General features: G+C 41.5%; 19 protein-coding genes. 18 read left to right on the top strand and 1 reads right to left on the bottom strand.

The features are described from left to right. The first annotated feature begins 132 nt into the window (after positions 1-132). The 9 genes from KHM83_RS13240 to KHM83_RS13200 all read left to right on the top strand — a co-directional run bounded on the left by KHM83_RS13240 (position 133) and on the right by KHM83_RS13200 (position 12,680). Complete coding sequence (locus KHM83_RS13240; protein ID WP_213237505.1) at positions 133-1,587, top strand: MerR family transcriptional regulator; 1,455 nt, start codon at positions 133-135, stop codon at positions 1,585-1,587. Positions 1,588-2,555: 968 nt separating this feature from the next. After that, positions 2,556-3,281 (top strand): GntR family transcriptional regulator, encoded by a 726-nt coding sequence (locus KHM83_RS13235; RefSeq protein WP_213237504.1) that lies wholly within the window; start codon positions 2,556-2,558, stop codon positions 3,279-3,281. 13 nt (positions 3,282-3,294) lie between these two features. Continuing rightward, entirely contained in the window at positions 3,295-4,215 is a 921-nt protein-coding gene (locus KHM83_RS13230; RefSeq protein WP_213237503.1) for an ABC transporter permease, read from the top strand. A gap of 306 nt (positions 4,216-4,521) precedes the next feature. Next, entirely contained in the window at positions 4,522-5,685 is a 1,164-nt protein-coding gene (locus KHM83_RS13225) for an ABC transporter permease (RefSeq protein WP_246543096.1), read from the top strand. A 9-nt stretch (positions 5,686-5,694) separates the two neighbouring features. After that, entirely contained in the window at positions 5,695-6,690 is a 996-nt protein-coding gene (locus tag KHM83_RS13220; RefSeq protein WP_213237502.1) for an ABC transporter ATP-binding protein, read from the top strand. Then, positions 6,687-7,676, top strand: a complete 990-nt coding sequence (locus KHM83_RS13215; RefSeq protein WP_213237501.1) for an ABC transporter ATP-binding protein — start codon at positions 6,687-6,689, stop codon at positions 7,674-7,676. The genes KHM83_RS13220 and KHM83_RS13215 overlap by 4 nt, the downstream gene beginning before the upstream one ends. A 571-nt stretch (positions 7,677-8,247) precedes the next feature. Beyond that, the gene (locus tag KHM83_RS13210) at positions 8,248-9,927 is read left to right on the top strand and encodes a peptide ABC transporter substrate-binding protein (RefSeq protein WP_213237500.1); all 1,680 of its coding nucleotides are present in this window, start codon (positions 8,248-8,250) and stop codon (positions 9,925-9,927) included. A gap of 753 nt (positions 9,928-10,680) precedes the next feature. After that, a complete protein-coding gene (locus KHM83_RS13205; protein ID WP_213237499.1) occupies positions 10,681-11,427 on the top strand; it encodes a creatininase family protein in 747 nt (248 codons plus the stop codon). Next, a complete protein-coding gene (locus KHM83_RS13200) occupies positions 11,424-12,680 on the top strand; it encodes an aspartate aminotransferase family protein (RefSeq protein WP_213237498.1) in 1,257 nt (418 codons plus the stop codon). The genes KHM83_RS13205 and KHM83_RS13200 overlap by 4 nt, the downstream gene beginning before the upstream one ends. A 748-nt stretch (positions 12,681-13,428) precedes the next feature. Here the strand turns inward: KHM83_RS13200 and KHM83_RS13195 are convergent. Then, a complete protein-coding gene (locus KHM83_RS13195; protein ID WP_213237497.1) occupies positions 13,429-14,514 on the bottom strand; it encodes a glycerol dehydrogenase in 1,086 nt (361 codons plus the stop codon). A 261-nt stretch (positions 14,515-14,775) separates the two neighbouring features. Here KHM83_RS13195 and KHM83_RS13190 point away from each other — a divergent pair, with 261 nt between their 5' ends. The 9 genes from KHM83_RS13190 to KHM83_RS13150 all read left to right on the top strand — a co-directional run bounded on the left by KHM83_RS13190 (position 14,776) and on the right by KHM83_RS13150 (position 24,046). Next, positions 14,776-15,396: a carboxymuconolactone decarboxylase family protein gene (locus KHM83_RS13190; RefSeq protein ID WP_213237496.1), complete on the top strand. Its 621-nt coding sequence runs from the start codon at positions 14,776-14,778 to the stop codon at positions 15,394-15,396. Positions 15,397-15,909: 513 nt separating this feature from the next. After that, positions 15,910-16,359: a DUF2975 domain-containing protein gene (locus KHM83_RS13185; protein WP_213237495.1), complete on the top strand. Its 450-nt coding sequence runs from the start codon at positions 15,910-15,912 to the stop codon at positions 16,357-16,359. A gap of 13 nt (positions 16,360-16,372) precedes the next feature. Next, positions 16,373-16,585: a helix-turn-helix domain-containing protein gene (locus tag KHM83_RS13180; RefSeq protein ID WP_213237494.1), complete on the top strand. Its 213-nt coding sequence runs from the start codon at positions 16,373-16,375 to the stop codon at positions 16,583-16,585. 568 nt (positions 16,586-17,153) lie between these two features. Then, positions 17,154-18,707 carry a DUF4153 domain-containing protein gene (locus KHM83_RS13175; RefSeq protein WP_213237493.1) on the top strand — a complete coding sequence of 518 codons (1,554 nt, stop codon included), beginning with the start codon at positions 17,154-17,156 and terminating at the stop codon, positions 18,705-18,707. A 95-nt stretch (positions 18,708-18,802) separates the two neighbouring features. After that, positions 18,803-19,186, top strand: a complete 384-nt coding sequence (locus KHM83_RS13170) for a hypothetical protein (RefSeq protein WP_213237492.1) — start codon at positions 18,803-18,805, stop codon at positions 19,184-19,186. Between the two features lie 20 nt (positions 19,187-19,206). Next, a complete protein-coding gene (locus tag KHM83_RS13165) occupies positions 19,207-20,067 on the top strand; it encodes an AraC family transcriptional regulator (protein WP_213237491.1) in 861 nt (286 codons plus the stop codon). A gap of 541 nt (positions 20,068-20,608) precedes the next feature. Continuing rightward, a complete protein-coding gene (locus KHM83_RS13160) occupies positions 20,609-21,919 on the top strand; it encodes a tyrosine-type recombinase/integrase (RefSeq protein WP_213237490.1) in 1,311 nt (436 codons plus the stop codon). Positions 21,920-22,137: 218 nt separating this feature from the next. Then, positions 22,138-22,596 carry a DUF4279 domain-containing protein gene (locus KHM83_RS13155; protein WP_213237489.1) on the top strand — a complete coding sequence of 153 codons (459 nt, stop codon included), beginning with the start codon at positions 22,138-22,140 and terminating at the stop codon, positions 22,594-22,596. 1,231 nt (positions 22,597-23,827) lie between these two features. Next, complete coding sequence (locus KHM83_RS13150; protein ID WP_213237488.1) at positions 23,828-24,046, top strand: hypothetical protein; 219 nt, start codon at positions 23,828-23,830, stop codon at positions 24,044-24,046. The last annotated feature ends 63 nt before the right edge of the window (positions 24,047-24,109 follow it).

Below are 24,109 nucleotides of genomic sequence, written 5' to 3'. Positions count from 1 at the left end.
TTGCTCAAAATAGTCTTTTGATTTGAAATTTAGCGTAAAACCATTAAAAATCTTGACTGTAAAGTCACTTTACAGCTTATAATCGTGACGAACAAGCTTTATTCGAATGACAAATGTGAAAGGACGGAAACCATGACGATCAAAGAATTGGAAACACGAACGGGGATGACGCGAGCGAATATACGCTTTTATGAAAACGAAGGGCTGATAGCGCCCAGTCGTTTGCCAAACGGTTACCGAGACTATTCAGAACGCGATGTACATAAATTGCTGAAAATCAAATTACTTAGGCGTCTGCAAATTTCACTATCCGATATCAAGGCAATTGTCAGAGGCAATCGATTGCTTGACGAAGTACTTGAAGTACAGCTGCAAACATTGCAGCAGGCTCAGGAAGATATGTCACTGGCAGCTTCAGTCTGTGAAACCATGCTGGCGGATCACGTGGCCTTTTCAGAACTCAATGCCATGCAGTATTTGATGACCATTGAAACGGGTGCCCGTGAACGCAGAAGTGATTATTTTGAAGTTAAAGGGGATGAACTACCACAAGTGCATCAGCCTTGGCGTCGTTTTTTTGCAAGATTTTTTGATATGATGCTGTACAGTTCGCTTTGGAGTGCGTCCATGATGCTGTTTTTTAATCAGAATCCTTCACTTCAGTCAGATGCCAGCAGTATTATTGAAGGATTTATCGTCTTGATGATTATGTTGTTTGTCGAACCGGTATGGTTGCATTTCTTTGGGACGACACCCGGGAAGGCACTGCTTGGTTTGAAGGTTGAAAGTGATGATGGCGGTCGTTTGACCTATGGGCAAGGGGTAGCGCGAACATGGGGAATCATTGGCAAAGGCCTTGGTTACAATATTCCCTTTTATAATCTGTATCGGATTTGGAAGAGCTATAGAATGTGCAGCGACCTCGAGACGTTGCCGTGGGATGAAGACATTGCATACACACTGAAAGATTCAAAAAAATACCGTTATGTAACCTATATTGGCGGCATTGCGTTGCTCATCTTCATGCTCTATACAGCGACGGCGATGAAACTTCTGCCGCCAAATCGTGGTGACCTTACAGTTGCCGATTTCGCCGAAAATTACAATTACTATTTAAAGTATTTTCAAATGGATTCGGATCAGTATTATTTGGATGATAACGGGCAATGGGCAGAGCAGGAACAGAATGGCAGTACGGTCTATCTTGGCATCGGTTTTTCAGAAAGACCGGTCTTCACGTATGAAGTTGTCAATGGCACACTCGTTGCCGTCGGTTTCGAAACGCATATTGTTGGTGAAGAGCGGTGGGTTGGTTCGAATGATCAGTACATGGTATTATCAGGACTGGCATTTGCCAATGGTCAGAAGACGGTGGGACTGTATTCAAAATTATCGCAGGAACTGGTTAATGCCATTGATAGTCATACGTTTGAGAGCTTTGAATTCTCACAGGATGGCATTCAAATGCGTGCAGACGTGACCTATGCCGGGTACAATGATTTCGACAGCGGTGTTTTAATCCCAATGGATGGTGCGAGTAGTTTCACCTACGATCTGCTGTATGAAATTCGAAGCAATAACGAATAATACGAATAATCGTGCATATAAAATGATTGATTAAGATGAATAGACCGATATGCTGCCCTTTGACGAGAAGGATGCGTATCGGTTTTTGTTTTTGGTGATATTTGCATCATTAGATCAAAGAGCCTAGAGCATATGGCGCCAATTTTTTTAATGCTGAATAACGATTTGCGCCGATGTATAGAAATTATTCATGACGATTTTGTAATAAATAGGTTGAACTCCAGAAAGGTTATGCGTATAATATTATATAATATTATATCGAGTAATCCCCAAAAACATGATGAGACGCTTGTTTTAATCATGCGAACCTATACTAATCACTTAACATTAGGCGTTATGCAGAAAACAGAATGCAAAGCGCATACGCAAAGCGAACACCCGGTAAGAAGGCATATCAAAGGGATATTGCGTAAAAAGCATACACAAAGAGAATATTCGGTAAGCAACATATGCCAAGGGACAGAGCGAAAAACCATATGCAAAAATTTCTCCGAAGACATCGGATTAAAAAAGATAGATAAAACAATTGAAGTATTTAAATAGTAATCTTCTCGCCATCATAGATATGACCTTCGTAGGAGGGGAACCACCTATTGTGATGAATGATGAACGTGAGGCTATGAAGCAATTATCTTAAACAAGCAGTGCAAAAACCATAAAGCAGTTTTGGCAAGAGACAATATGCTGAGGTGCAGAGAATAATGAATAAAGAAAATAAAGAATAAAAGAATAATAAAATACCCGAGAGAAAATACCCGATAGAAAGTACCTGATAAAAAGTACTCGATAAAGACCAACTAATAAAGACCAACTAATAAAGACCAACTAATAAAGACTAACTAATAAAGACTAACTAATAAAGACTAATAATGAACAAATGATAGCAGATAAAGAATAACCGGCTAACAACGAATAGCGACTGTATAGCAGCAAGACATCTATAGACATGAACAGAACGAGGAGGATCTATGGTCAATCGAATGAGCGATGTACCCATGTACATACAAATTGCTGAAATTTTAAGAGATGAAATAGAGCGTCACAAGGATGAGAGCATCCCCATTGCACCGCAGAAAGAACTCGTTGACCGCTTTGACGTAAGTCTGATCACCGTTCGCAAGGCGCTTCAAGTCTTGGAAGAAGAAGGGCGCATTGTTCGTAAAGCAGGCAAGGGCACGTTTAGCGTCGGCAAGGTTTATCGCGATAATTTAAGTGAGCTCAAAACGGTGAGCGGCATTGTTTCAAAAGGTGAGGGGACGACTGTACGCGTTCTGCACATGAAGCGGATGCGCGTTGACAACATGGTAAAGCCGGAAATTCTCGAAGCGCTTGGATCTGAATGCCTCTATGTTTTACGGCTGCATGAGAACGCCGGTGAACCGACGACGCTTTCTGAAATCTTTATTCCTGTTAAGTATGCAGATCTCTTTACAGCAGAACGTATTGAAATGACGACGACCTATGAAATCTTTGTGAAATATGGCCATTTGATTCTTGGCAACGGTATGCAGACGATACGTGCAAACAAAGCAAACAGCTTAGTCGCAAAGCATTTAAATGTAATGGTCGGCAGTCCGGTGCTTCAAATTGAGCGGTGTGCCTATGATGCATCAGGCATACCTTTTGAATACATTAAGATTTATTATGAATACAGTAAATTTGAAATGAACATCAATATGAAGTTGAAGATCTGACAGGAGGCTTCAAATGTTTCAATATATTTTAAAACGCATTGTTTCACTGTTTATCACGCTGTTTATCCTTGCGAGCATTACATTCTTTATGATGCATGCCGTGCCGGGTGGGCCATTTACAACAGATCGAAAAATGCCGCCTGAGATCGAACAGGCACTTATGGAAAAGTATGACTTACATTTGCCGCTACATCAGCAGTATATCAATTATATGATGGATCTCTTGCGGCTTGATTTGGGCCCGTCTTTTAAAAATCAGGGCGAAATGGTCGGTGATATGATCGTTTCAAGATTTCCGGTGTCGGCACGTGTCGGTGGCATTGCCATTTTACTGCTCTTTCTCATTGGCATCCCGGCGGGGTTGGCGGCAGGGTTCAAATCTGGAACGCTGACGGATCGAATGATTATGGTGATTTCCACCATTGGCGTGGTGATTCCCTCTTTTGTCGTTGCGACGATATTGCTGTATATCTTTGCGGTTAAACTGCAATGGCTGCCGTTTTATGGCATTCAAGATTCCAAGGGTTATATTTTGCCTTCGGTTTCACTGGCGGGATTTTCCATCGCTTACTTTGCAAGGCTGACGCGGTCTTCTGTACTGGATGTCATGGGACAGGATTATATTACCATGGCAGATGCCAAAGGCCTTCGCAAGTCGACGATTATCTTTAAACACGTGTTAAAAAATGCCATGATTCCAGTGGTAACGGTGCTGGGGCCTTCTGTGGCAAGTCTTTTGACGGGCACTTTTGTTATTGAAAAAATATTTGGCCTGCCGGGGATTGGACGCTATTTTGTCGATGGAATCAGTAACCGCGATTACAGTGTCATCATGGGGATTACCTTGTTTTATGCCTTGTTTTTATCCGTAATGGTTTTAGTGGTGGACATTCTCTACGTGCTCATTGACCCGAGAATTGATGTGAAGGCATAGTGCTTGGTATGGCAAACGACAGAAGGCTATGAAAGATCATGAAAGACTATAGAAGACTATGGAGAACCATGGAGAACCATGGAGAACCATGGAGAACCATGGAGAACGAAAGCGTGATAATAGAGAAAGACGGCGTATGACGGGAAACGATAGAGCGCTATAGAAAACGACAGCAAACGATAAGTGATAGAAAACGATGAGCACTATCGCGCACTTAGCGTACGATAGAAAACGATAGGAATGATGAAAAGCTTAAATGATCGCGCTGTTTTAAGCCATCATGAGCATACACCTAAGGGAGAGAATATGAGTGATCTGATAATTGAAGAATCGATGCTGCAGCCAATTGATGACGCTGACCGCGTGCTGGATTATATTGGCACGGCGCAGCAGCCTTACTGGCGAGAAGTATGGAATCGCTTAAAACAAATAAAAACAGCCGTTTTTGGCATGATTGTCATCATTCTCTTACTGATTTGTGCCGTTTTTATACCTTTTTTTTCGGCAGTTGATTATTCGGATGACAATCTGGATCGTGTGAACATGCCGCCGATTTTGCAGACCGTTGCGGATTCGCAGGGCAACACGTATTTTATCAATAAAGATTATCGTATTTATCGCGTACAGGACGGCCATATAGAAGCATTGCTCACAGCCAATAAAGAAGATATGATGCATGCGCTGACATATTACGGCGAGGACAATGCTGTGATGCTGGACTACAGTGATAAAAAGAATATTCGCTACTATGATGCCGACGGCAATGAACTCGTGAAGGGGAAGACCTTCTGGAATCAAGATAATCTCTTTGGAACAGATGCTTTTGGCAGAGATTTGTTTATTCGGGTGGTCTATGGGGCGCGCATATCACTGCTCGTCGCTTTTGTGGCAACCGTTGTCAATCTGTTTATCGGCACCCTTTACGGCGGTATTTCCGGTTTTTCGGGTGGACAGGTGGATAACCTGATGATGCGTTTTGTGGATATTATCAGCACGATTCCCCTGACGCTCTACGTCATTCTCATTATGGTTGTCGTTGGCGCCGGCATTAAGAGTATTATTCTGGCGCTTAGTTCAGTGTACTGGGTTGGCATGGCCAGACTCGTCAGAGGACAAGTGCTTTCAATTAAACAGCAGGAATTTGTACTAGCGGCTCGAACGCTGGGCACGCGCAATCGCACGATTCTGCTAAAGCATTTGCTGCCAAATGCCATTGGGCCGATTATCGTCAACATGACCATGCTGATCCCGCAGGCCATTTTCGTCGAAGCATTTTTAAGCTACATTGGGCTGGGAGTGCCGAGGCCGATGGCGTCGTGGGGAACCCTTTGCAACGATGCGGTTCAAACGCTGAGCATGTACCCGTACCAGCTGATTGCACCGGCAATAGCCATTTCGATCACCATGTTTGCTTTTAACTTTTTAGGCGATGGCTTAAGAGATGCCATTGATCCTAGATTAAAGCATTAAGGAGTCCTGATGAATCCAATTTTACAAGTCAATCAACTGAAAACATCATTTTTTACATCGTCAGGCGAAGTCGAAGCTGTTAGAGGCGTTAGTTTTGAACTCCAAAGCGGTGAAATTCTTGGCATTGTCGGCGAGAGCGGCTGCGGCAAAAGTGTAACGGTCAAATCCATTATGAACATCATCAAACCGCCCGGTCGCGTCGTGGCAGGTGAAATAAAATATAAAGATGAAGATTTATTAAATTTGTCAAAGCATCGTATTCGAGAAATCAAAGGCAACGATATTGCCATGATTTTTCAAGACCCGATGACGTCGCTCAATCCCGTGTTGACCATTGGCAGTCAGTTAATGGAGACGATGAAAGCTCATACCAAGCTTTCAAAATCTGAACGCGAACAACGAGCCATTGCACTGCTGCGGGCCGTTCAAATCAATTCGCCCGAATTGAGACTCAAGCAGTACCCGCATGAATTTAGCGGCGGCATGCGCCAACGCGTGGTCATTGCCATTGCACTTGCAAATGATCCGGATATTCTCATTGCCGATGAACCGACGACGGCGCTGGATGTAACCATTCAGGATCAAATATTGAAACTGCTAAAGGACTTGCAGAAAAAACAGTCGAAGTCGGTTATCCTGATAACGCATGATCTTGGCGTTGTGGCACAGATGTGCCAGCGCGTGCTGGTGATGTACGGCGGCCTTATCGTTGAATCGGGGACGCGCGAAGACATTTTCTATGCACCTAAGCATCCTTATACGGTTGGCCTCTTAAATGCCATGCCAAAGCTTGACAGCAAGGCGCGACTGGAAGCGATACCGGGCTCGCCGCCGGCACTGGTCAATCCGCCAAAGGGCTGTCCGTTTGCGTCGCGATGCCAGCAGGCAATGAAAATCTGCCTTAACCATTTGCCGCATTTTTACGAAGACCATGAAGGCCATAAGGCGAGATGCTGGCTGCTGGATCCGCAGGTTAAAAAGATGAAAGGATATGAAGACCAATGAGTGAACTGCTTCGCGTGGAAAATTTAAAACAGTATTTCCCAGTGCGAAAAGGTATCTTGGGAAGGGTTCATCACTATGTAAAGGCCGTTGACGATATTAGTTTTCACATCGACAAAGGTGAGATCTTTGGCTTGGTAGGCGAGAGCGGCTGCGGTAAATCGACGACGGCGCGCAGCATTATAGGCCTGCACAAGCGAACAGCGGGAAATATCTACTTTAACGGTGAAGACATTACAATGCTAAAGGGCGAAGCTAAACGCATGCTTTGTCAGGAAATGCAGATGATATTTCAAGATCCTTATGCTTCTTTAAACCCGAGGATGACCGTCCGTGAAATTATTGCAGAGCCGCTGCGCGCTTTTGGCATGAATGATGCTGAGGCGATAACGGCGGCAGTAGGTGAACTGCTGGAGAAGGTTGGGCTTAACAAGGGCCATGCAGCCCGCTACGCCCATGAATTCTCAGGTGGCCAGCGTCAGCGCATTGGCATTGCACGCGCGCTGGCGATTAAACCGAAATTTATCATTTGTGATGAACCGATTTCGGCACTGGATGTTTCGATACAGGCGCAAATTATCAACATGCTTATCGATTTGCAAAAAGAGTTTGGCCTAACCTATTTATTCATTGCGCACGACCTTTCAATGGTCAAATATATTTCGGATCGCATTGGCATTATGTATTTGGGCAATATTGTTGAAATGGGCAGCAGTGATTTAATTTTTCAAAAGCAGTGCCATCCTTATACACAGGCATTGCTGGCCGCTATTCCAATACCAGATCCCGCGGCATCAGATGCGCGGCAAACCGTGGCGCTCCAAGGTGACATACCGAGTCCTATTGATAAACCCAGCGGATGCAGTTTCCGCTCGCGCTGTCGTTATGCCATGAATATATGTGCAGAAAAGGTGCCTGAACTCAAGGCAATTGAACCGGATTATTATGTGGCTTGCCATTTAATAAATGAGGAAATTGCATCATTATAATGGTTATCCTTTTATCGCAAGATGTATTTTTTCGTAAGACGAAAATGCTACCTATTGTCGTGAAGGATCAACGAATGATGATGCCATTGCCTTAAATAAATAGAATATTGTACCACCAATGCATTTTTTAAACGTCATGAAAGCTTGATGGATGTATGTTAAGCGCGATATGTACTTTGTTTGCAGATATCATCGATACGTTTTGTATATACCGCTTGTATATAAGTCTTGGATTTTAGGTCTTTTATATAAGGTCTTGTACACGACTTGGAAGAAATCTGTCTACTATACAGTACGAGATGATTACGTGAGCTTAATTCTGATCTTAATTCGATCAAAGTAGGCGTGATGGGTGTTAAATGCATGACGAGGACACGGTTATCACATGATTGGTAAACTATATCTCAGCCAATTGCTAATCGGTGATGATCGTGCCATCTCGGCGTTATCAGATTTTAATGTACGACTGTCATAGGATGGCGACACAAATGACATACGATGCTCGCCGGAAAGATGACAAATGCTCAAGGCATTACCTGCATGAAAACATGCGCACCAGAAGGGGGAAAAAATGAGAAAATTAACGGCTTTATTGTTGACGATTGCCCTGTTGGCACTTATGCTGTCCGGCTGTGGCGGCAATGCATCAACAAGCAGTACAGAGGCAGAAAGTACACCGGCTGCTGAAAACACAGAGCAGACAACTGCCGCTGAAACACCAAGCGAGGCGGCACCGGAAGTGAAAAAGGACATGGTCTTTATCATTGGAGATGAACCGACGTCGCTTGATCCGGGACTGGCATCAGACAGTACGCCTGCGACAGTTATGTCCAATACATTTGAGGGCTTGACGACACTCGATGAAAATGACAAACCAATTCCGGCAATGGCCGATCACTGGGAAATCAGCGAAGACAGCCTCGTGTATACGTTCTATTTAAAAGATGATATTTTTTGGAGTGACGGACAGCCTGTGACGGCAAATGATTTCTACTATGAATGGCAGCGCGTGATTACGCCTGAAACCGCTTCGGGATTCGGCTATTTTATACTTGAACACATTGCCAATGCACAAGCGTACTTTGACGGCGAAGTTGACATGGACGCGGTTGGATTTGAAGCTGTGGACGATAAAACCTTTAAAGTGACGCTGGCGAATCCAACACCTTATTTCTTAAATTTAACGGCGACGTGGACACTCTTCCCATTAAGAGAAGACATTGTTGCCCAAGGCGAAAACTGGTTTAAAGATCCATCGACCTTTATTTGTAACGGGCCTTATATGATGTCAGATTATGCGGCAGGCGAATCGGTTACGCTCGTAAAAAATCCATATTACTACGGTGCAGATGATGTGGCGATTGAAACCATCAGACTGGATTTCTTAACAGATGCCGCCAATGCACTGGCTGCATTCGAATCAGGTGCAGTCGATGGGTCAGAAGTCGTATCGAGTGCAGACATTCCAAGGCTTCGCATGGAAGTGGAAGGTTTTTATTTAATGCCGTACATCCAACATATTTGGATTAACTTTAATACCCAAATGGCACCTTATGATGATGTCAATGTTCGCAAGGCGTTAGCCTATGCCATTGATCGCGATGCGATTTGCACACAAATCTTACAGGCAGGTCAAGTGCCGGCTTCAGGTCTCGTACCATTTGGCATGGTCGTCAATGGTGAAGATTTTAGAGAAGTTGGCGGTGACTACGGGATGCCGGCATCGGGAGATGTTGAAAAAGCACAAGCATTCCTAGCGGATGCAGGTTATCCGAACGGCGAGGGTTTCCCGGAACTCATGATCAAAGACAACGGCAAGGATTACATTGAAGCTGTTAAAGAAATGTGGGAAGAAAACCTGAATATCAAAGTAACCATTGAAGAAAAGGAATTTGGCGTTTACCTCAAAGAAGTCAAGTCAGGCGATTATACGGTTTCACGCGGGGGCTGGACAGGTGACTACGGTTATCCGACAGATTATTTGAATATGTATACGGACAACAGTGGGGTTAACTTCTCTCATTGGCACAACGATGCGTATTTAGAGGCGCTTGAAAAGGCACAAAGTGAACAGGATGAAGCGAAACGCGTTGCATACATGCATGAAGCAGAAACGATTTTCATGGATGATATGCCAATCGCACCGCTTTACTATGCGACATCACCAATTTTGGTCAATCCAAAACTCGAAGGATGGCATCAATCACAACTTGGATACTTGTTCTTTAGAGATGCGGCATTTACAGAATAAACGACGCGAACAGAGCGATCTGATCGACAAATGATGACTGTATTAACGTCGTGTTGCTTAAATTGATCCTTCGCCATAATAGGTTGAATGGCCTTCTTTTAAAGGTGGGATATTTATTATGGCGAAAGGATCAAAATTTGAACGATGCAATTAATGGCATCAATTAGTTGCCTCAATTAGTTGCCTCAATTAGTTGCCTCAATTAATCAATTAGGAAATCGACAAATTGTTATATTGACATCACAAAACCCTGAAAAGGTAAAAGAAGTGACGAGTCAAAACACAACAAATCAAAGAAGCGACAAATCAAAGCAATCACAAAGTAAAGAGATGATAAATCAAATAAATGGAAAATCAAATAAGCAGCAAATGAAGGAAGCAGTAAATGAAAGAAGCGGTAAATGAAAGAAGCGGTAAATGAAAGAAGCGGTAAATGAAAGAAGCGGTAAATGAAAGAAGCGGTAAATCAAAGCAGTGGTAAATGAAAGAAGCGGTAAATCAAAGCAGTGGTAAATCAAAGCAATGACAAAGTAATAAAATGATAATGCAAAGAAATGACAAATAAAGAAGTAATAAAGTGAAGACGTCACAAATCAAAAACGTGATGAAGTAAAATCGCGATAAAGCTAAAACATGATGAAGTAAAAAAATATAAAAACGAAAATTGGAGACGCAGCTTGCCGGATTTGGAAACAAGCGGCATAGAGGGTGTGTCTTCTGCCAACATATGACGATAAAAGGGAAGTGAGATCAATGGGCATCAGACTGTCAGAAATAACTTATAAAGAAGCAAAGACATTATTAAATGAAGAGACAATTATCGTGCTGCCAATTTCAGGCGGGACAAAGGAACATGGCTATCATTTGCCACTCGGGACGGATATGTACGTCGTCGACTGGATTGTCGATCGATTGGTGGAACGCTGCAATATTGTGGCATTGCCAATTGTTTCATATGCGTATTACCCGGCCTTTGTCGATTTTATTGGAAGTGTGTCAATTTCATCCGAAGTGTTTATGCATCATACGCGCGATATCATCGTAAGTTTTGCAAAGTTTGGCGTTAAAAAATTTCTGATTGTCGATGGCGGTGTTTCAACGCATAATCCATTAAAAGTTTTGGCCAGCGATCTTCACAATGCTTATGGCATTACTGTGGGCGTGACGGACATTATCGGCCTCGGCAGTGAAGTTGAAGCGAAGCTTCTCGAACAGGAAAAGGGCGGACATGCAGATGAAAGCGAAACATCGTGCATGCTGTACATTAAACCCGACTTGGTACATATGGACGAAGCAGTGGAAGAATATCGAACGGGTATCAAAGGCGCTTTTTACAATGGTGTGAAGAAAGTGCACGTAGCGGGTAAAATGACGACGCCGCATGGTATTCACGGCAATGCAACGTTGGCGACTGCAGAAAAAGGGCGACAGATCATGGAAGCTAAAGTGGATGATATTGTGCGCTTTCTCGAGAATCTAGAGAGCTATGAGGTATCATGATGGGGACAGATTTTCTACGTGAACACGATATTGCTTTCACAGGCTCCTTTGAGGAAGAAGTCGTATCGGCGGAAGGTATTCGACTTATGACGTGCGATAAGCGCATCTATGCGAACTACAATGAAATTACCAGTATGCTTGGGCAAAATCATAAAGTGTTTGTAGAAAGAATGGTCGAAGCAATGCAATGTGGGATTTATACGCCGGTCAAAGGTTATGAATCTGATAAGGTGGCGCTATTTCAAAAGCTATTGCGGCTCACGAATAACGATTTCCCAAAAATATTTTTAAGCACCAGTGGCAGTGAAGCCATTGAGTGGGCAGTGCGAATCGCACGGCACTATACGGGCAGAAACGAAGTCATTGCCTATTCGGGCAGCCTTCATGGGCGCACGTATATGGCAGCCTGCCTTTCAGGCATTGACCGCCGCAAAAAAGGACTTGGTGTTCAGGCGCCAGGCATCATTCACATCCCTTACCCAACGTGTCAAAGATGTTATCTAAATCTCGATTCAGCAACCTGCGGCAGTGCCTGTGCCAACGATATTGACAGGCAGCTGGACTATCAGGCTTCTGAACTGCCGGCTGCAATACTGATTGAGCCGTTTACGGGATCAACAGGGATGGTAACGCCGCCAAAGGGTTACCTGAAAAAGCTTCGCACATGGGCAGACCGTCATGATGTTTTACTGATCTTCGACGAAATCCAAACGGCATTTGGTAAGACTGGCGATATGTTTATGTATCAGCGGGAAGGAGTGACGCCTGATATGCTCGTCTTGGGCAAGGGGCTGGGAAACGGTTTTCACATCGCAGCACTGATGACCAAAACACATATTATGGATCAGTTTAATGGAACCGTTCTCGCAGGTGGTACGGGATCGAATCCCATTACCATTGCAGCTGCCAATGCCGTTATTGACATACTGGAATCAGAACAATGGTTAGAACACGTAAAAAAAATTGAAGCGTATCTAGTGCCGGAATTTGAACGATGGTGCCACATGTACGATGTTGTCGATAATTTCCGCGGCATGGGTGCCGTATATGGTATTGAGTTCGTAACGAGTGATGGCAGCAGAAAACCAAATGCAGCATTAACTGATATCATTGTTAAGGGAGCGAAAGAGAAGGGGCTGCTGCTCGGCAGAAGCGGTAATATCCTGTTCTTTAGACCGCCAATCTGTGTCACCGAGGGTGAAGCACGCCATTTTATTGAAGTCGTCGAGGGAATTTTCGCGTCCTGGCAATAGATCAGCAATAATTTGGCAATGAAGGATAACGCATTCCATGCACGAATTCATAAAGTCATCCACGAAACAGTTCGTCTTGAAACCAAATAACAGAAAAATATGTTGCAGAAAGCAATGTTGCAGAAAGCAATGTCGCAGAAAGCAATGCCACAGAGAGCAATGTCGCAGAGAGCAATGTCGCAGAAAGCAATGTCACAGAGAGCAATGTTACAAGAAAGCAATGTCGCAGAAAGCTATATCACAGAAAATATGTCTTCAAGTAATATTTAAATGAGGAAATTGTATTATTCTAATCCTAATCCTTTCATGACAATACGTACTATTTTCATCATACGAAGTTCAAACTATTGAAGTGAAGGCGCCCATTAAGGGTAATGATGCGATTGTCTTATATAAAAAGAAAACGCCTTATCGACAGCTTATTAGCAGTAATATGACGCCGTTTGTTAACATACGGAATGGGAGGTCATATCGCTGTTTCTGTCAATAGAAGACGTTTTCTTTTTTGTTGTCGAGAAGCTTTTTAAGGCGCTTTTTGATAGCGTTTTTAGCGGAATTTACGTATTGTTTAGCAGATTGGCTTGTTGATTAAAGCATTTGATTAATGTTCTCGAGTAATGAGTTCAATTAATGATTTCAATAGTCAATAGCCAATCAATTTCAGATAATACGATGATATTCATTAATGTCATTGCTTAATGAATCCTTGTTCAAGTATTTCACAATGTAGGAGTGCCCAAAGTTCGGACTAGGCATTTCCAAGTGCATCAGCCAGCATAATGGCGCTGTAGACCATATCGGCTGTAACGCAGAAAGGCATATTGTAAATCGTTTCACCTTCTGCACAGGCTGCTTCTGCAACGGCTCTGATTTCGCTTTCGACGATATTTTCAACGCCCATGGCTTTTAATGTTACAGGCAAGCCCACTTTTTTGCAGAATGCGATGACGGTATTGATTTCATCTGCATCTGCGTGTTCCAAAACGAGTTGAACAATGGTGCCAAAAGCGACTTTTTCACCATGGTATAGATGATGACACGCTTCCATGACGGTAAAGCCGTTGTGGATGGCATGTGCTGCTGCAAGTCCGCCGCTTTCAAAGCCAATGCCGCTCAATAAGGTGTTGGCTTCAATAATGTTTTCGAGTGCTTTGGTGCAGACTTTTTTGTCAACGGAGCATTTGGCCATAAAGCCGTCTTTCAGCAATGTTTCATAGCAGAGTTTTGCAAGTGCGTTGGCAGAGAGCGTTGACTGTGTGCCCGTCATATTGGGTGCGCAGGAACGTTCACAGGCACGTGCTTCAAAATAGGTAGCCAGAGCATCTCCCATACCTGCGACGAGCAGCCGTGAAGGTGCGTTGGCAATAATCGTCGTATCGACGAGGACGAGTTCAGGATTGCTTGGCAATACTAGGTAGCGGTCGAAGACACCGCTTTCCGTATAGATGACTGAAAGAGCACTGCATGGCGCATCAGTGGAAGCAATGGTTGGAACGATACCAACGGGGATGGCTGCTTCATAGGCAACGGCCTTGACCGTATCAAAGATTTTGCCGCCGCCAATGCCGATAATGGCCGTATACTTTTCATTTTCAATGATGGTTTTAATGCGATTGATTTCTTTGTCACAGCATTCGCCATTAAAGGCTTCGAAGCCAAGGGTTACATCAAGTGCTTTGTAGCTGTTTTCAATGGTTTGTTCCGTGCGTTTGATACCGTTTGCACTGGCGATAAACAACAATTTGCTGCCGAATTCCTTGGTGTAGTCGCTGATGCTGGCGAGGAGCTGCTCACCTTGTACATACTTGCCGGGTGCGATAATGGTTTTTATCATGTCAATCACTCCAATCTTTGAAATTGTTATTTTTTTAACTTTATCATGCTCAGTATACCATGAAAGATCAGGTGATTATTTCTCAACATCGGGTCAATATTTGTGTATTCTAGATAATTTTTTAACAGTGTGTACAAAATTTGACAAAATGTGTGAACATTCATAATTCGTTCATATCGTAGGGGTAAAATAAGGACTAGAGAATAAAAAAGGGTTCGAGCAGCACAATGGCATTTGACTGAATTGGAGGTTGAAAGTTTTATGGAACAAGTGTTATACAAGAAAGTTTATTCGGTGTCAGCATTTTATCCTATTCTGTTTAACGGGCTGAGAACGGTTCGCTTCATGCAGCGTGCAAAGAAGGACGGGATGTTGGATGATCCCTTTATCGAACGGATTATGCTCGCGGTGACAGAAGTGAATGGCTGTGAAATTTGTTCATATGGACACACGAAGATGGCTTTAGAAGTTGGTATGGATGAGGAAGAAATTAAAAAACTGCTGACAGGCGATACCAGTGAGTTGCCGCTGGAGCAAGTCCCCGCAATTGTCTTTGCGCAGCATTACGCGGATACACGCGGTGTTCCATCGGAAGAAGCATGGGAAAAGATTGTCGCCTATTATGGCGAGGCAAAGGCATTAGGGATATTAGGTGCCATTCGAATGATTATGGTCGGCAATGCCTATGGCATTGCTTTAAGTGCTTTCCGCAGTCGGCTCAAAGGCAAACCAATCGTTAAGGGCAATCTGTTTGGCGAAGAAAAGATGCGTTTATCTTATGAACTCACCATGATCTTAAGTTTGATCGTCTACTTGCCCGTCGCGCTTATTCAAATGATTGTCGCCAATATCATGAAAGCGCCAATCATTCAGTTTAAATAGTGACAAAGGCATTGCGTTTTAAATGTATTCTATATAGAGCATCGTTAAGGTGTATTGAAAGATGTGTTGGAGTGATGTTAAAAAGGGATGTACTGAAAAGCTGTGTTAGAGAGTTGTGTTCAGGAGTTGTGTTCAGGAGCACTGTTTAAGAGCTGTGTTAAAGAGCTCTGTTGAATAGTTTGATTGAAAATACGTGCAATAATGTGTCAAATTAATATACTTTCAGTGAAAAGATTGCGCTAAACATCATGTTTGCTTGCGCATGAAGGATCTTTGTGTTGATGATCATCAGCGATGCAGATGAAAACATCATAATGGAGGTCCTTTTTTATGTCCGATATTTTATGAAAAACAGTCCTTTTTTATTGAAAAACAATATAAAAAACCGCTTTCAAGGTGAAGTTATGATGAAGTCGTGCTATACTATTCATATATGAGATTGTATATGAACTGTATATAAATTCATATGCGAATTGATATACGAATTAGTATGTGAAATAATGGGGAGGCCATATGTGGAATAGTCATAAATCAATATTACTCAGTCGAATATGTGTGGTTTTATTTATGGTTTTGCTGGTGCTGATCTTAGCGAGCGCACCACTTCTCACGCGTTTTTTCATTGATTTTTCGAGAGCGGATTTAATTGGAACAGAAATGTATTTTATTGCGACTATTTACATTGGCAGTTTGCCGGTTGGCATATTGCTGTACAGTTTATTTCGCATGCTGAACCGCATTCAACGCGGTGTGGTTTTTACCAGCAACAATGTAATAGATCTCAGACGTATTTCTTGGAGCTGCTTTACAGGTGCTATAATCGCTTTGATTGCTGCCAGCTACTATTTACCATGGATTTTTATTGCCATTGCAGCGGCATTCATGGGATTGATCGTACGTGTTGTTAAAAATGTTGTGGCCGAGGCGGTTGCACTAAAAGAAGAGGTTGATTTTACTATCTAAAAGGAGGGCATTGATGCCGATTATCGTAAATCTTGATGTGATGATGGCCAAACGAAAAATGTCCTCTGGTGAATTGGCAGAAAAGGTGGGCATTAGTCAGGCAAACCTATCTATATTAAAAACCGGCAAGGCAAAAGCGGTTCGCTTTTCAACTTTGGAAGCCATTTGCAAAGCGTTGGACTGCCAGCCTGGTGATATTTTGGAATACCAGCCGCCAGACGTATAGCGACGAAGCGGTGTTATATTCCAAATTGTTTTGGCAGTGAGAAGGGTAAAAGCGATTTGAATGATATGATAGACGGTAGAACAGGTGTTATTGAAGACACCTGTTTTTTGTGTTTAAAAATTTAAAAGGTTCAGGTATGCGTATTAGGATCTGTAACTGCAGTTCACAGTTCAAAAGGGATTAAATATCTTTTAAGTGCAAAATGAAAGGTGTAAGACAGTCGCGAGAAAGGTGCAGCGCAAGTTAGGTGTAAGACAGTCGCGAGAAAGGTGCAGCACAAGTTAGGTGTAAGACAGTCGCGAGAAAGGTGCAGCGCAAGTCAGGTGTAAGACAGGCGTGAGAAGGTGCAGTGCAAGTTAGGTGTATGACAGATACGAAATAGGCGCAAATTAGGTGTAAGAAAAGGCGATAAGGGCAAAGATCAAAAGGATAAACATATCACAACAACATGATAAAGGATATAAATATATCGAAAAACAATAAATATATATTGCATATCATTATTTCTGATGCTATACTACTACTGAGAAACGATCGTGTTCAAGAATAAGTTTGAAAGGGGCATCAGATGGCAGTTGATATGATGGACAATAGGCAATTAACAATAAAGAAGCAAGTACAATTTACGGCGGATTCAGTGGATCTTAAATTAGCATTGGCAGTCGCTATTTTAGGCTTTTTATTTATTCGCTGGGTATTTTTTGAATGGCGAGGGTTTGGTGTTTCACTGTTTACAATCCTTTTTTGTATAACGATGATGGTATATTTTATTAAAAAAGACATTTTTCAAATGAAGCCCGGTCTATTTTGGATTGGCGTCGTTTTGCTCACGGGAATGAGTTTTGGCGTTTATGGCAATCCGGGATTGAGACCGTGGTCCGGATTTTTTCTTATATGCAGTGCGGCGTATGCTGTAACGGCTGCTGCGGGAAGGCTTGTAACGGGACAAACGGGTTCATGGTTTTTAACAGATGGTGTGCAGAGTTTGGTGCGAACGCCATTTCGGCATATGGATTTGCAGATGCGGACTTTAACACAGTTTTCAGGGAAAACAAAGACAAATCACAAACAGCTGGGATCTTTTGTATTGGCAATTGCGATAACGGGTTTAATTTTTATCATTGTGGTACCTCTGTTATTATCAGCTGATAGTGGTGGTTTTGCAAAGATTGTTGGTGGCGTGATCGATCAGTTTTCATGGTTCGAAGATGACGCAATGGGCAATGTACTTAACTTGATCTTGGCGGTTCCAGTTTCGTTTTATTTTTTCGGGTTACTGGCGGGCAGCTATTATTGGCGTGATGCTGAAATGCTTAAGCTTGAAAAGCTTGAGTCTAATTACAAAGATTTCAGAATGATTCCGCAGATGACTGTTTTTTTGACACTTGGGATGGTTGTATTGCTTTATGCTGTTTTCATTGGCAGTCAGTTGCCCTATTATTTTTCTGCCTTTTCAGGGAAACTACCGGATGGTATGGAAATCTACTCTGAATATGCGCGCAAAGGTTTTTTTGAACTCGTTAAAATTGCTATGATCAATTTGATAATTTTGGGTTTTGCCAACGCTCTATCAGCGGTGGAACAAGTTAAAAAAAATGTTTTAAAATGGCTAAATGCACTGATGGCGGTAATGACACTCGTTTTTATCATTACTGCTTTGAGCAAAATGATTTTGTATATTAATGCTTATGGTCTTTCGATGAAACGACTTTTGCCATGTGTTCTGATGTTTTGGATGGTGGGTATCTTTATTGGTATTATTATCTATCAGAGGCGATCATTTGATCTATTTAGAATTGGTGTGATCTCAGGTGTTCTGATGTTTTGTGCGCTGTTGGTTGCCAATCCTGACAGTCTAGTGGTTCAATATAATGCCAATCGCTATTTAGCGGGAACCCTTAATAAGTTTGATGTAGAAATGCTTTATCGCGCACGTGCAGGCGGTATTTCGACAGCGATGACACTCCGTGATGCAACTGATGATATCAGGCTGAAAAATGAACTGTCAACCTATCTCTTTGACCAGAGTAATGTGTTATCCAGCACAGAAGGGACACTTCAAGATACGCTAGAAAACGTTATGGCAAGGCAAAAGCTGCTGGCAGTTAAAAAAACGCCGTGAGATTAAAAGCGATCACTCCCATTTAAATTGTAAATCATCAGAAGCAATACCTGTAAACCTGCAAAAATGATAAAATAGTCTAAAACTATCAAAAAGTGATCGAGGGTCTTACGGATCAAAACAATCTAGGTGATCTAAGCGATCTGGCGATCTGGCGATCTGGCGATCTGGCGATCTGGCGATCTGGCGATCTGGCGATCTGGCGATCTGGCGATCTAGGCGATCTGGCGATCTGGCGATCTGGCGATCTGGCGATCTGGCGATCTAGGCGATCTGGTGATCTAAGTGATTTAAGTGATCTAAGTGATCTAAGTGATCTAAGTGATCTAAGTGATCTAAGTGATCTAAGTGATCTAAGTGATCTAAGTGATCTAAGTGAGCTTAAGTATTCTAAAATGATTATTATGTTAGAATCTATACGGCAAACGCGCATTTTGGTGCATGGATTGAGAGGACATAGACATGGCCTTTTAGTATGATGAGTACAGGAGTTGATGAGATGGAATGGATTGATCGATTAAATGATGCGATGGCGTATCTCGAAGCACATTTGACAGGTGAAATTGCATATGAGGTGCTTGCACAAAAAGCGTGCTGTTCAGTATATCATTTTCAGCGGATGTTTTCTTACATGGCTGGCATGCCTCTTTCTGAGTACATACGGCGACGCAGGATGTCTCTGGCTGCAGTGGATTTGAAAAATCGGGAAGTGCGCGTTTTGGATGTTGCGCTGAAATACGGTTATGAATCGCCGACGGCATTTACGCGTGCCTTTCAGAATATTCACGGGATCACACCGTCAAAAGCAAGGGACGAGGGCGTTGAGATTAAAGCATTCCCAGCGATCAGCTTCAAAATAATCATTAAAGGAGAAGCTGAAATGACGTATAGGATTGAAAAGAAAGAACCATTTAGAATGATTGGCATTTCGCACCCACTTTTGAGCAATATTGAAGAGAATTTTGAAATTGTGCCGGGGATGTGGCAGAAAATGGCAATGGACGGAACCGTCGGCCACTTAGTCACATTGATGGATGCTGAACCAAAAGCGGTATTAGGTGTAAGTGTTTGCAATGAACTGGAAGCTTGGCGATACTATATCGGCGTTGCGAGTTCCGCAGACATTGGCGACGCATATGAGGCTTATACGGTACCGGAAGCGACGTGGGCAATTTTTCCGGGAAAAGGCAATGCACAGTCTATACAGATGCTTGAAAAACGCATTGTAACAGAATGGCTTCCGACTTCCGGATACGAATATGCTAATGCCCCTGACATTGAAGTCTACTTTAATGCTGACCCGGAGAATGCACTTTATGAAGTTTGGATTCCCGTTATGAAGAAACCTGACGAAAAATAAACCAAACGAAAAAAATCAGATTAAAAATAAAACAAAATAACATAGTGTTAAGAAATAGGCCATCGTGTTACGATGATCTATTTTTTTGATTCTTAGTTAATCGTTGGTGCTCGCGTATGAAGTGATGTCCAAAGATGCTATTTGGATTCATGTGTATGAACATTGGCTTCTAAAGTAACAATGCTTCAAAGGCTATGTGAGGTGTTATATGTCATTCAAATTCTAATATTTTTGCCCTGATATGTAGATCCTATTATAGACGCTAATTCAAAATTTTGCGGCAAAGGATTAACTTATAATTATAATGCAATTGTCTAACGCATTTGAAATAGTGTTGAACTTGAAATGTGTTGAACATGAAATAGTGTTGAAATATATCTAAATGTATTGATTAACGCATTGATTAAATAGAATCAAAAAGAAATAAATGGTATAATATGGAAAAGCATTTGTTGATTTGCAATTTGTCTGTGTTTCAATTCGCAATAGCGATAGATTGTGAGGTTTTGTTCGATATTTTGATGATGAAAGGATTATTGTTATGGATATTTGGAAAGAGAAAAATTTAGTTGTTGTTAAATTTCCTTATCAGGCTGATGTCGTTGATGCATTAAGGGAAATTGGAGGCGGGCGTTGGGATGCCATAAGGTGTGTTTGGACATTTCCAATGAAAAAGTTTAGTGTATTAAAGGCGCTCCAATCAGAGGTCAATGGAGATCGCATAGGCATGCGAAGTGTGAAATCGTTGCATTCAGATGGATATTATCAGAATGAAAATTCAGATAGCTATTTACGTGCTTATCGAACGATTGATTCTGGGGATGATGATATCCCAAATATGAACAAAGCACATCATATGAATAATAAAATTAGCCGTAATGATAATCGTGTTTCTGAAGATCATTTTACTGAGCAGCAGAAGATGAAAAACCGTGGCGGGAATGGTTATGCAGAGAAATCATTGAGTAAGAGGGGGCATGCCTATCATCCTAATCGTGAAATGGACAAAGATACCACGCTTGAAATACGCATTGTAAAGTCGCTGACGCAAATGCGGCGTTATATGATGCAGGCAGGATATAGCCGGCAAACCATAAAAAATTATGTGACGAATGTCGATCGTTTTCTAGCATTCAGTAAAGGTCAAATGAATGTGACGTTAGTCAATACATATATGATTGAATTGCTTGAAAACAGAAAGTGTAGCCATGCATATTGCAACCAAGCAATTAATGCCTTGAAATTATTTGCTAAACAGCAAGGTTTGCTAAGTGACGGCTATTTGGAGCTTGTACGGCCGAAAAGAGAATTTAAGTTACCAAAGGTTTTGAGCAAGGAGGAGGTCAAAGCAATCATTGATGTGACTGAAAACATTAAGCATCAAACCGTACTGATGTTAGGCTATTCATGCGGCATGCGTGTTAGTGAAGTTGCCAATTTAAAAGTTTCAGATATTCATCGGGAGCGCGGGATTATTACCATAAGACAGTCAAAGGGAAGGAAAGATCGTATTGTGCCGCTGTCGAAAAAGATGGCGGTACAGTTAGAACGTTACGAAGAAAAATATCATCCATATGAGTGGCTTTTTGAAAATCAAAACCGCTCTGGTGGGATTACATCGAGAACTTTACAGACGGTATTCAATGATGCAAAAGAAAAAGCTGGAATAACACACGAAGCTACTTTTCACAGTTTAAGACACAGCTTTGCGACACACTTATTGGATACAGGCGTTGATATTCGCATAATTCAAGAACTCTTAGGGCATGCTAGCAGCAAAACGACTGAGATTTATACACATGTAACGACACAAACCATACAGAAAATTGCCAATCCACTAGATGATTTATAAATTTGCATAAAATTCAGAAAGTTACAGGATGTGGAAGGAGTTTGTCTTTTTTTGTCGAATACTTACACATGGGTTTTTCCCGAACTACATCGTACTTCCACTGGATATTGGATTCATTAAAAAGTGATTCGGGAATATGGGAGTTAGCTAAAATGCTACCTAATGGGAACTTCGCTTCTAATGATATTAAAAACTAGTTAGTAAAAAAGAGGTATAATATGGAGAAAACAAAGACATATACTTATTTTGGCATCGAAAGTAATGGAGTGATTGGCAACCGTGGATTAGTGGCAAATGAAAATGGAGACTTTGATCCTGATTACATTACAGAGCGACTTGGAATAAAACCGTTCAAATTCTGGAAAAAAGGTGATTTTAGAAAAAATAGAACTCAATACATGTTTTCATCATGGGATGCTGAAAGATCAGAAATCAATAGGCTTGATGTGGAAGCTCAATGTATGGACACTATTAAAAATTTGAAAGGGAAAATTGAAATTTTAAAAGAAATCAAAGAGAAGTTTGATGTAAATTATGTAATTGTTGTAGTTCCATATATTTACGGAGAAGAGCAACCTATTATTTATTTCAATAAGGAAATTATAGAATTCTGTTATATCACTGGAACAACGATAAATATGGATATGTATATCTTCAAAGAGGACGATAAAGGATGACAATATATTTTGTATAAGGTAGCACTTCAGCTAACACGCCGATTCCCAACATTCCTTCTGATGACACGTCGCTTGCGAGGCAAGCACCGCGCCACTTTTTCCGCTGAGGCGTTAAAAGGAAGGAACATCGGGAATCGCGGGAACGTTATATGAAAGACAAAGTCAGTTGGGCCCTACATAACTGTATTCCTGATATGGAAAATTAATTAATACATAGAATAGGACAAGGATATGAAAAATCAAAAGGACATAATAGAGCTATTAATTTGGAATGTAGTTTTTTATTCTTTGGCAGCATTATTTTTTTATGCAACTCATAAAATCCCAAATTTGATACGAGGACTGGGTTATGAGTTTTTATGTGTAATTTTAATATTCTTATATTCAAGTATGTGGATAATATTGTCAAAGTTAATTGAAAGAAATACTAATTCATATAAGATTATAGTACTAATATTAGTTCCATCATTCTTTTTTGGTACATTAAGATTGCAGTATTATTTAGTTGAAATTTTTCCGGTAATTATACAATGGATGAATGGCTATTTGTTGAATAATATAGATGTGTTATCCATATCATCGCTAACAATTTTTATATTATCAATATTTAAATTGTATTGGAGAAAAAATGAATAATGCACTTTGTCCATCATATAACACGCCGATTCCCAACATTCCTTCCGATGACACGTCGCTTGCGAGGCAAGCACCGCGCCACTTTTTCCGCTGAGGCGTTAAAAGGAAGGAACATCGGGAATCGCGGGAACGTTAACTAACATGCGGGGTTAATATGATGAAAATATCAATAATCAGGCGGATTCCCGAAGTGATTCGCGAATATATACATAGAAATAGAAAAGCGAATTTGTTTTTCTCTTGAGAAATAATGGAGTCATTAGCAGATTGTTTACCAGAATTGGTTGAGCTGTGCGATGCCGGAAGTTTTGGTTTAGAGTCTAGGGTGTCGCCGCCACTCAGCTCACAATTAGAAGCGCAGTGACAATCGCTGAGTGTCGTCTAAAAAAGGTTTGGTTCAACATGGAGTCGTTCTGAAAAATTTGATAAAACATGTGCACGTCAGTTAACACGCCGATTCCCAACATTCCTCTCGATGTCACATGCCTTGCGAGGCAAGTCATACGCCACTTTTTCCGCTGAGGCGTTAAAAGAGAGGAACATCGGGAATCGCGGGAACGTTAGGTAAAATTATCATCAAAAGAGAGGAGACAATATGTACGAAAATTTTATTAATAAAATGACTAAGGAACATATTGATTACATTACATCCATTGGAATTGGAATTAAAGAGATATTTGAAATTTCTAAAATTTATTCAAATATTTTAATAAAATCTAAATTAGTTAATGTCGATGGCGATGTAAAAGGATGGTTTGTATTTGGCAATAATAAAATACATGAAATGGCAATTAAAAATACAATTGCCAGATAACGACTTTACTTGGTTAATGCATACCGCTTTCTGTAGCTCTCTTTGTTGAAGAGAAGCAAGTGA

Origin of the sequence: Fusibacter paucivorans (assembly GCF_018390735.1) — a bacterium.
GTDB classification, from domain to species: domain Bacteria; phylum Bacillota; class Clostridia; order Peptostreptococcales; family Acidaminobacteraceae; genus Fusibacter; species Fusibacter paucivorans.
Note: the sequence above shows the minus strand (reverse complement) of the source record. Positions and strands in the feature narration are given on the sequence as shown.

Bases quoted from the DNA above. Each gene is read 5' to 3' on its own strand.
- KHM83_RS13180 (WP_213237494.1), top strand. From the start codon at position 16,373: ATGCCGATTATCGTAAATCTTGATGTGATGATGGCCAAACGAAAAATG.
- KHM83_RS13200 (WP_213237498.1), top strand. From the start codon at position 11,424: ATGATGGGGACAGATTTTCTACGTGAACACGATATTGCTTTCACAGGC.
- KHM83_RS13215 (WP_213237501.1), top strand. From the start codon at position 6,687: ATGAGTGAACTGCTTCGCGTGGAAAATTTAAAACAGTATTTCCCAGTG.
- KHM83_RS13165 (WP_213237491.1), top strand. From the start codon at position 19,207: ATGGAATGGATTGATCGATTAAATGATGCGATGGCGTATCTCGAAGCA.
- KHM83_RS13240 (WP_213237505.1), top strand. From the start codon at position 133: ATGACGATCAAAGAATTGGAAACACGAACGGGGATGACGCGAGCGAAT.
- KHM83_RS13230 (WP_213237503.1), top strand. From the start codon at position 3,295: ATGTTTCAATATATTTTAAAACGCATTGTTTCACTGTTTATCACGCTG.
- KHM83_RS13235 (WP_213237504.1), top strand. From the start codon at position 2,556: ATGGTCAATCGAATGAGCGATGTACCCATGTACATACAAATTGCTGAA.
- KHM83_RS13155 (WP_213237489.1), top strand. From the start codon at position 22,138: ATGGAGAAAACAAAGACATATACTTATTTTGGCATCGAAAGTAATGGA.
- KHM83_RS13210 (WP_213237500.1), top strand. From the start codon at position 8,248: ATGAGAAAATTAACGGCTTTATTGTTGACGATTGCCCTGTTGGCACTT.
- KHM83_RS13175 (WP_213237493.1), top strand. From the start codon at position 17,154: ATGGCAGTTGATATGATGGACAATAGGCAATTAACAATAAAGAAGCAA.
- KHM83_RS13185 (WP_213237495.1), top strand. From the start codon at position 15,910: ATGTGGAATAGTCATAAATCAATATTACTCAGTCGAATATGTGTGGTT.
- KHM83_RS13205 (WP_213237499.1), top strand. From the start codon at position 10,681: ATGGGCATCAGACTGTCAGAAATAACTTATAAAGAAGCAAAGACATTA.
- KHM83_RS13195 (WP_213237497.1), bottom strand. From the start codon at position 14,514: ATGATAAAAACCATTATCGCACCCGGCAAGTATGTACAAGGTGAGCAG.
- KHM83_RS13220 (WP_213237502.1), top strand. From the start codon at position 5,695: ATGAATCCAATTTTACAAGTCAATCAACTGAAAACATCATTTTTTACA.
- KHM83_RS13160 (WP_213237490.1), top strand. From the start codon at position 20,609: ATGGATATTTGGAAAGAGAAAAATTTAGTTGTTGTTAAATTTCCTTAT.
- KHM83_RS13150 (WP_213237488.1), top strand. From the start codon at position 23,828: ATGTACGAAAATTTTATTAATAAAATGACTAAGGAACATATTGATTAC.
- KHM83_RS13225 (WP_246543096.1), top strand. From the start codon at position 4,522: ATGAGTGATCTGATAATTGAAGAATCGATGCTGCAGCCAATTGATGAC.
- KHM83_RS13190 (WP_213237496.1), top strand. From the start codon at position 14,776: ATGGAACAAGTGTTATACAAGAAAGTTTATTCGGTGTCAGCATTTTAT.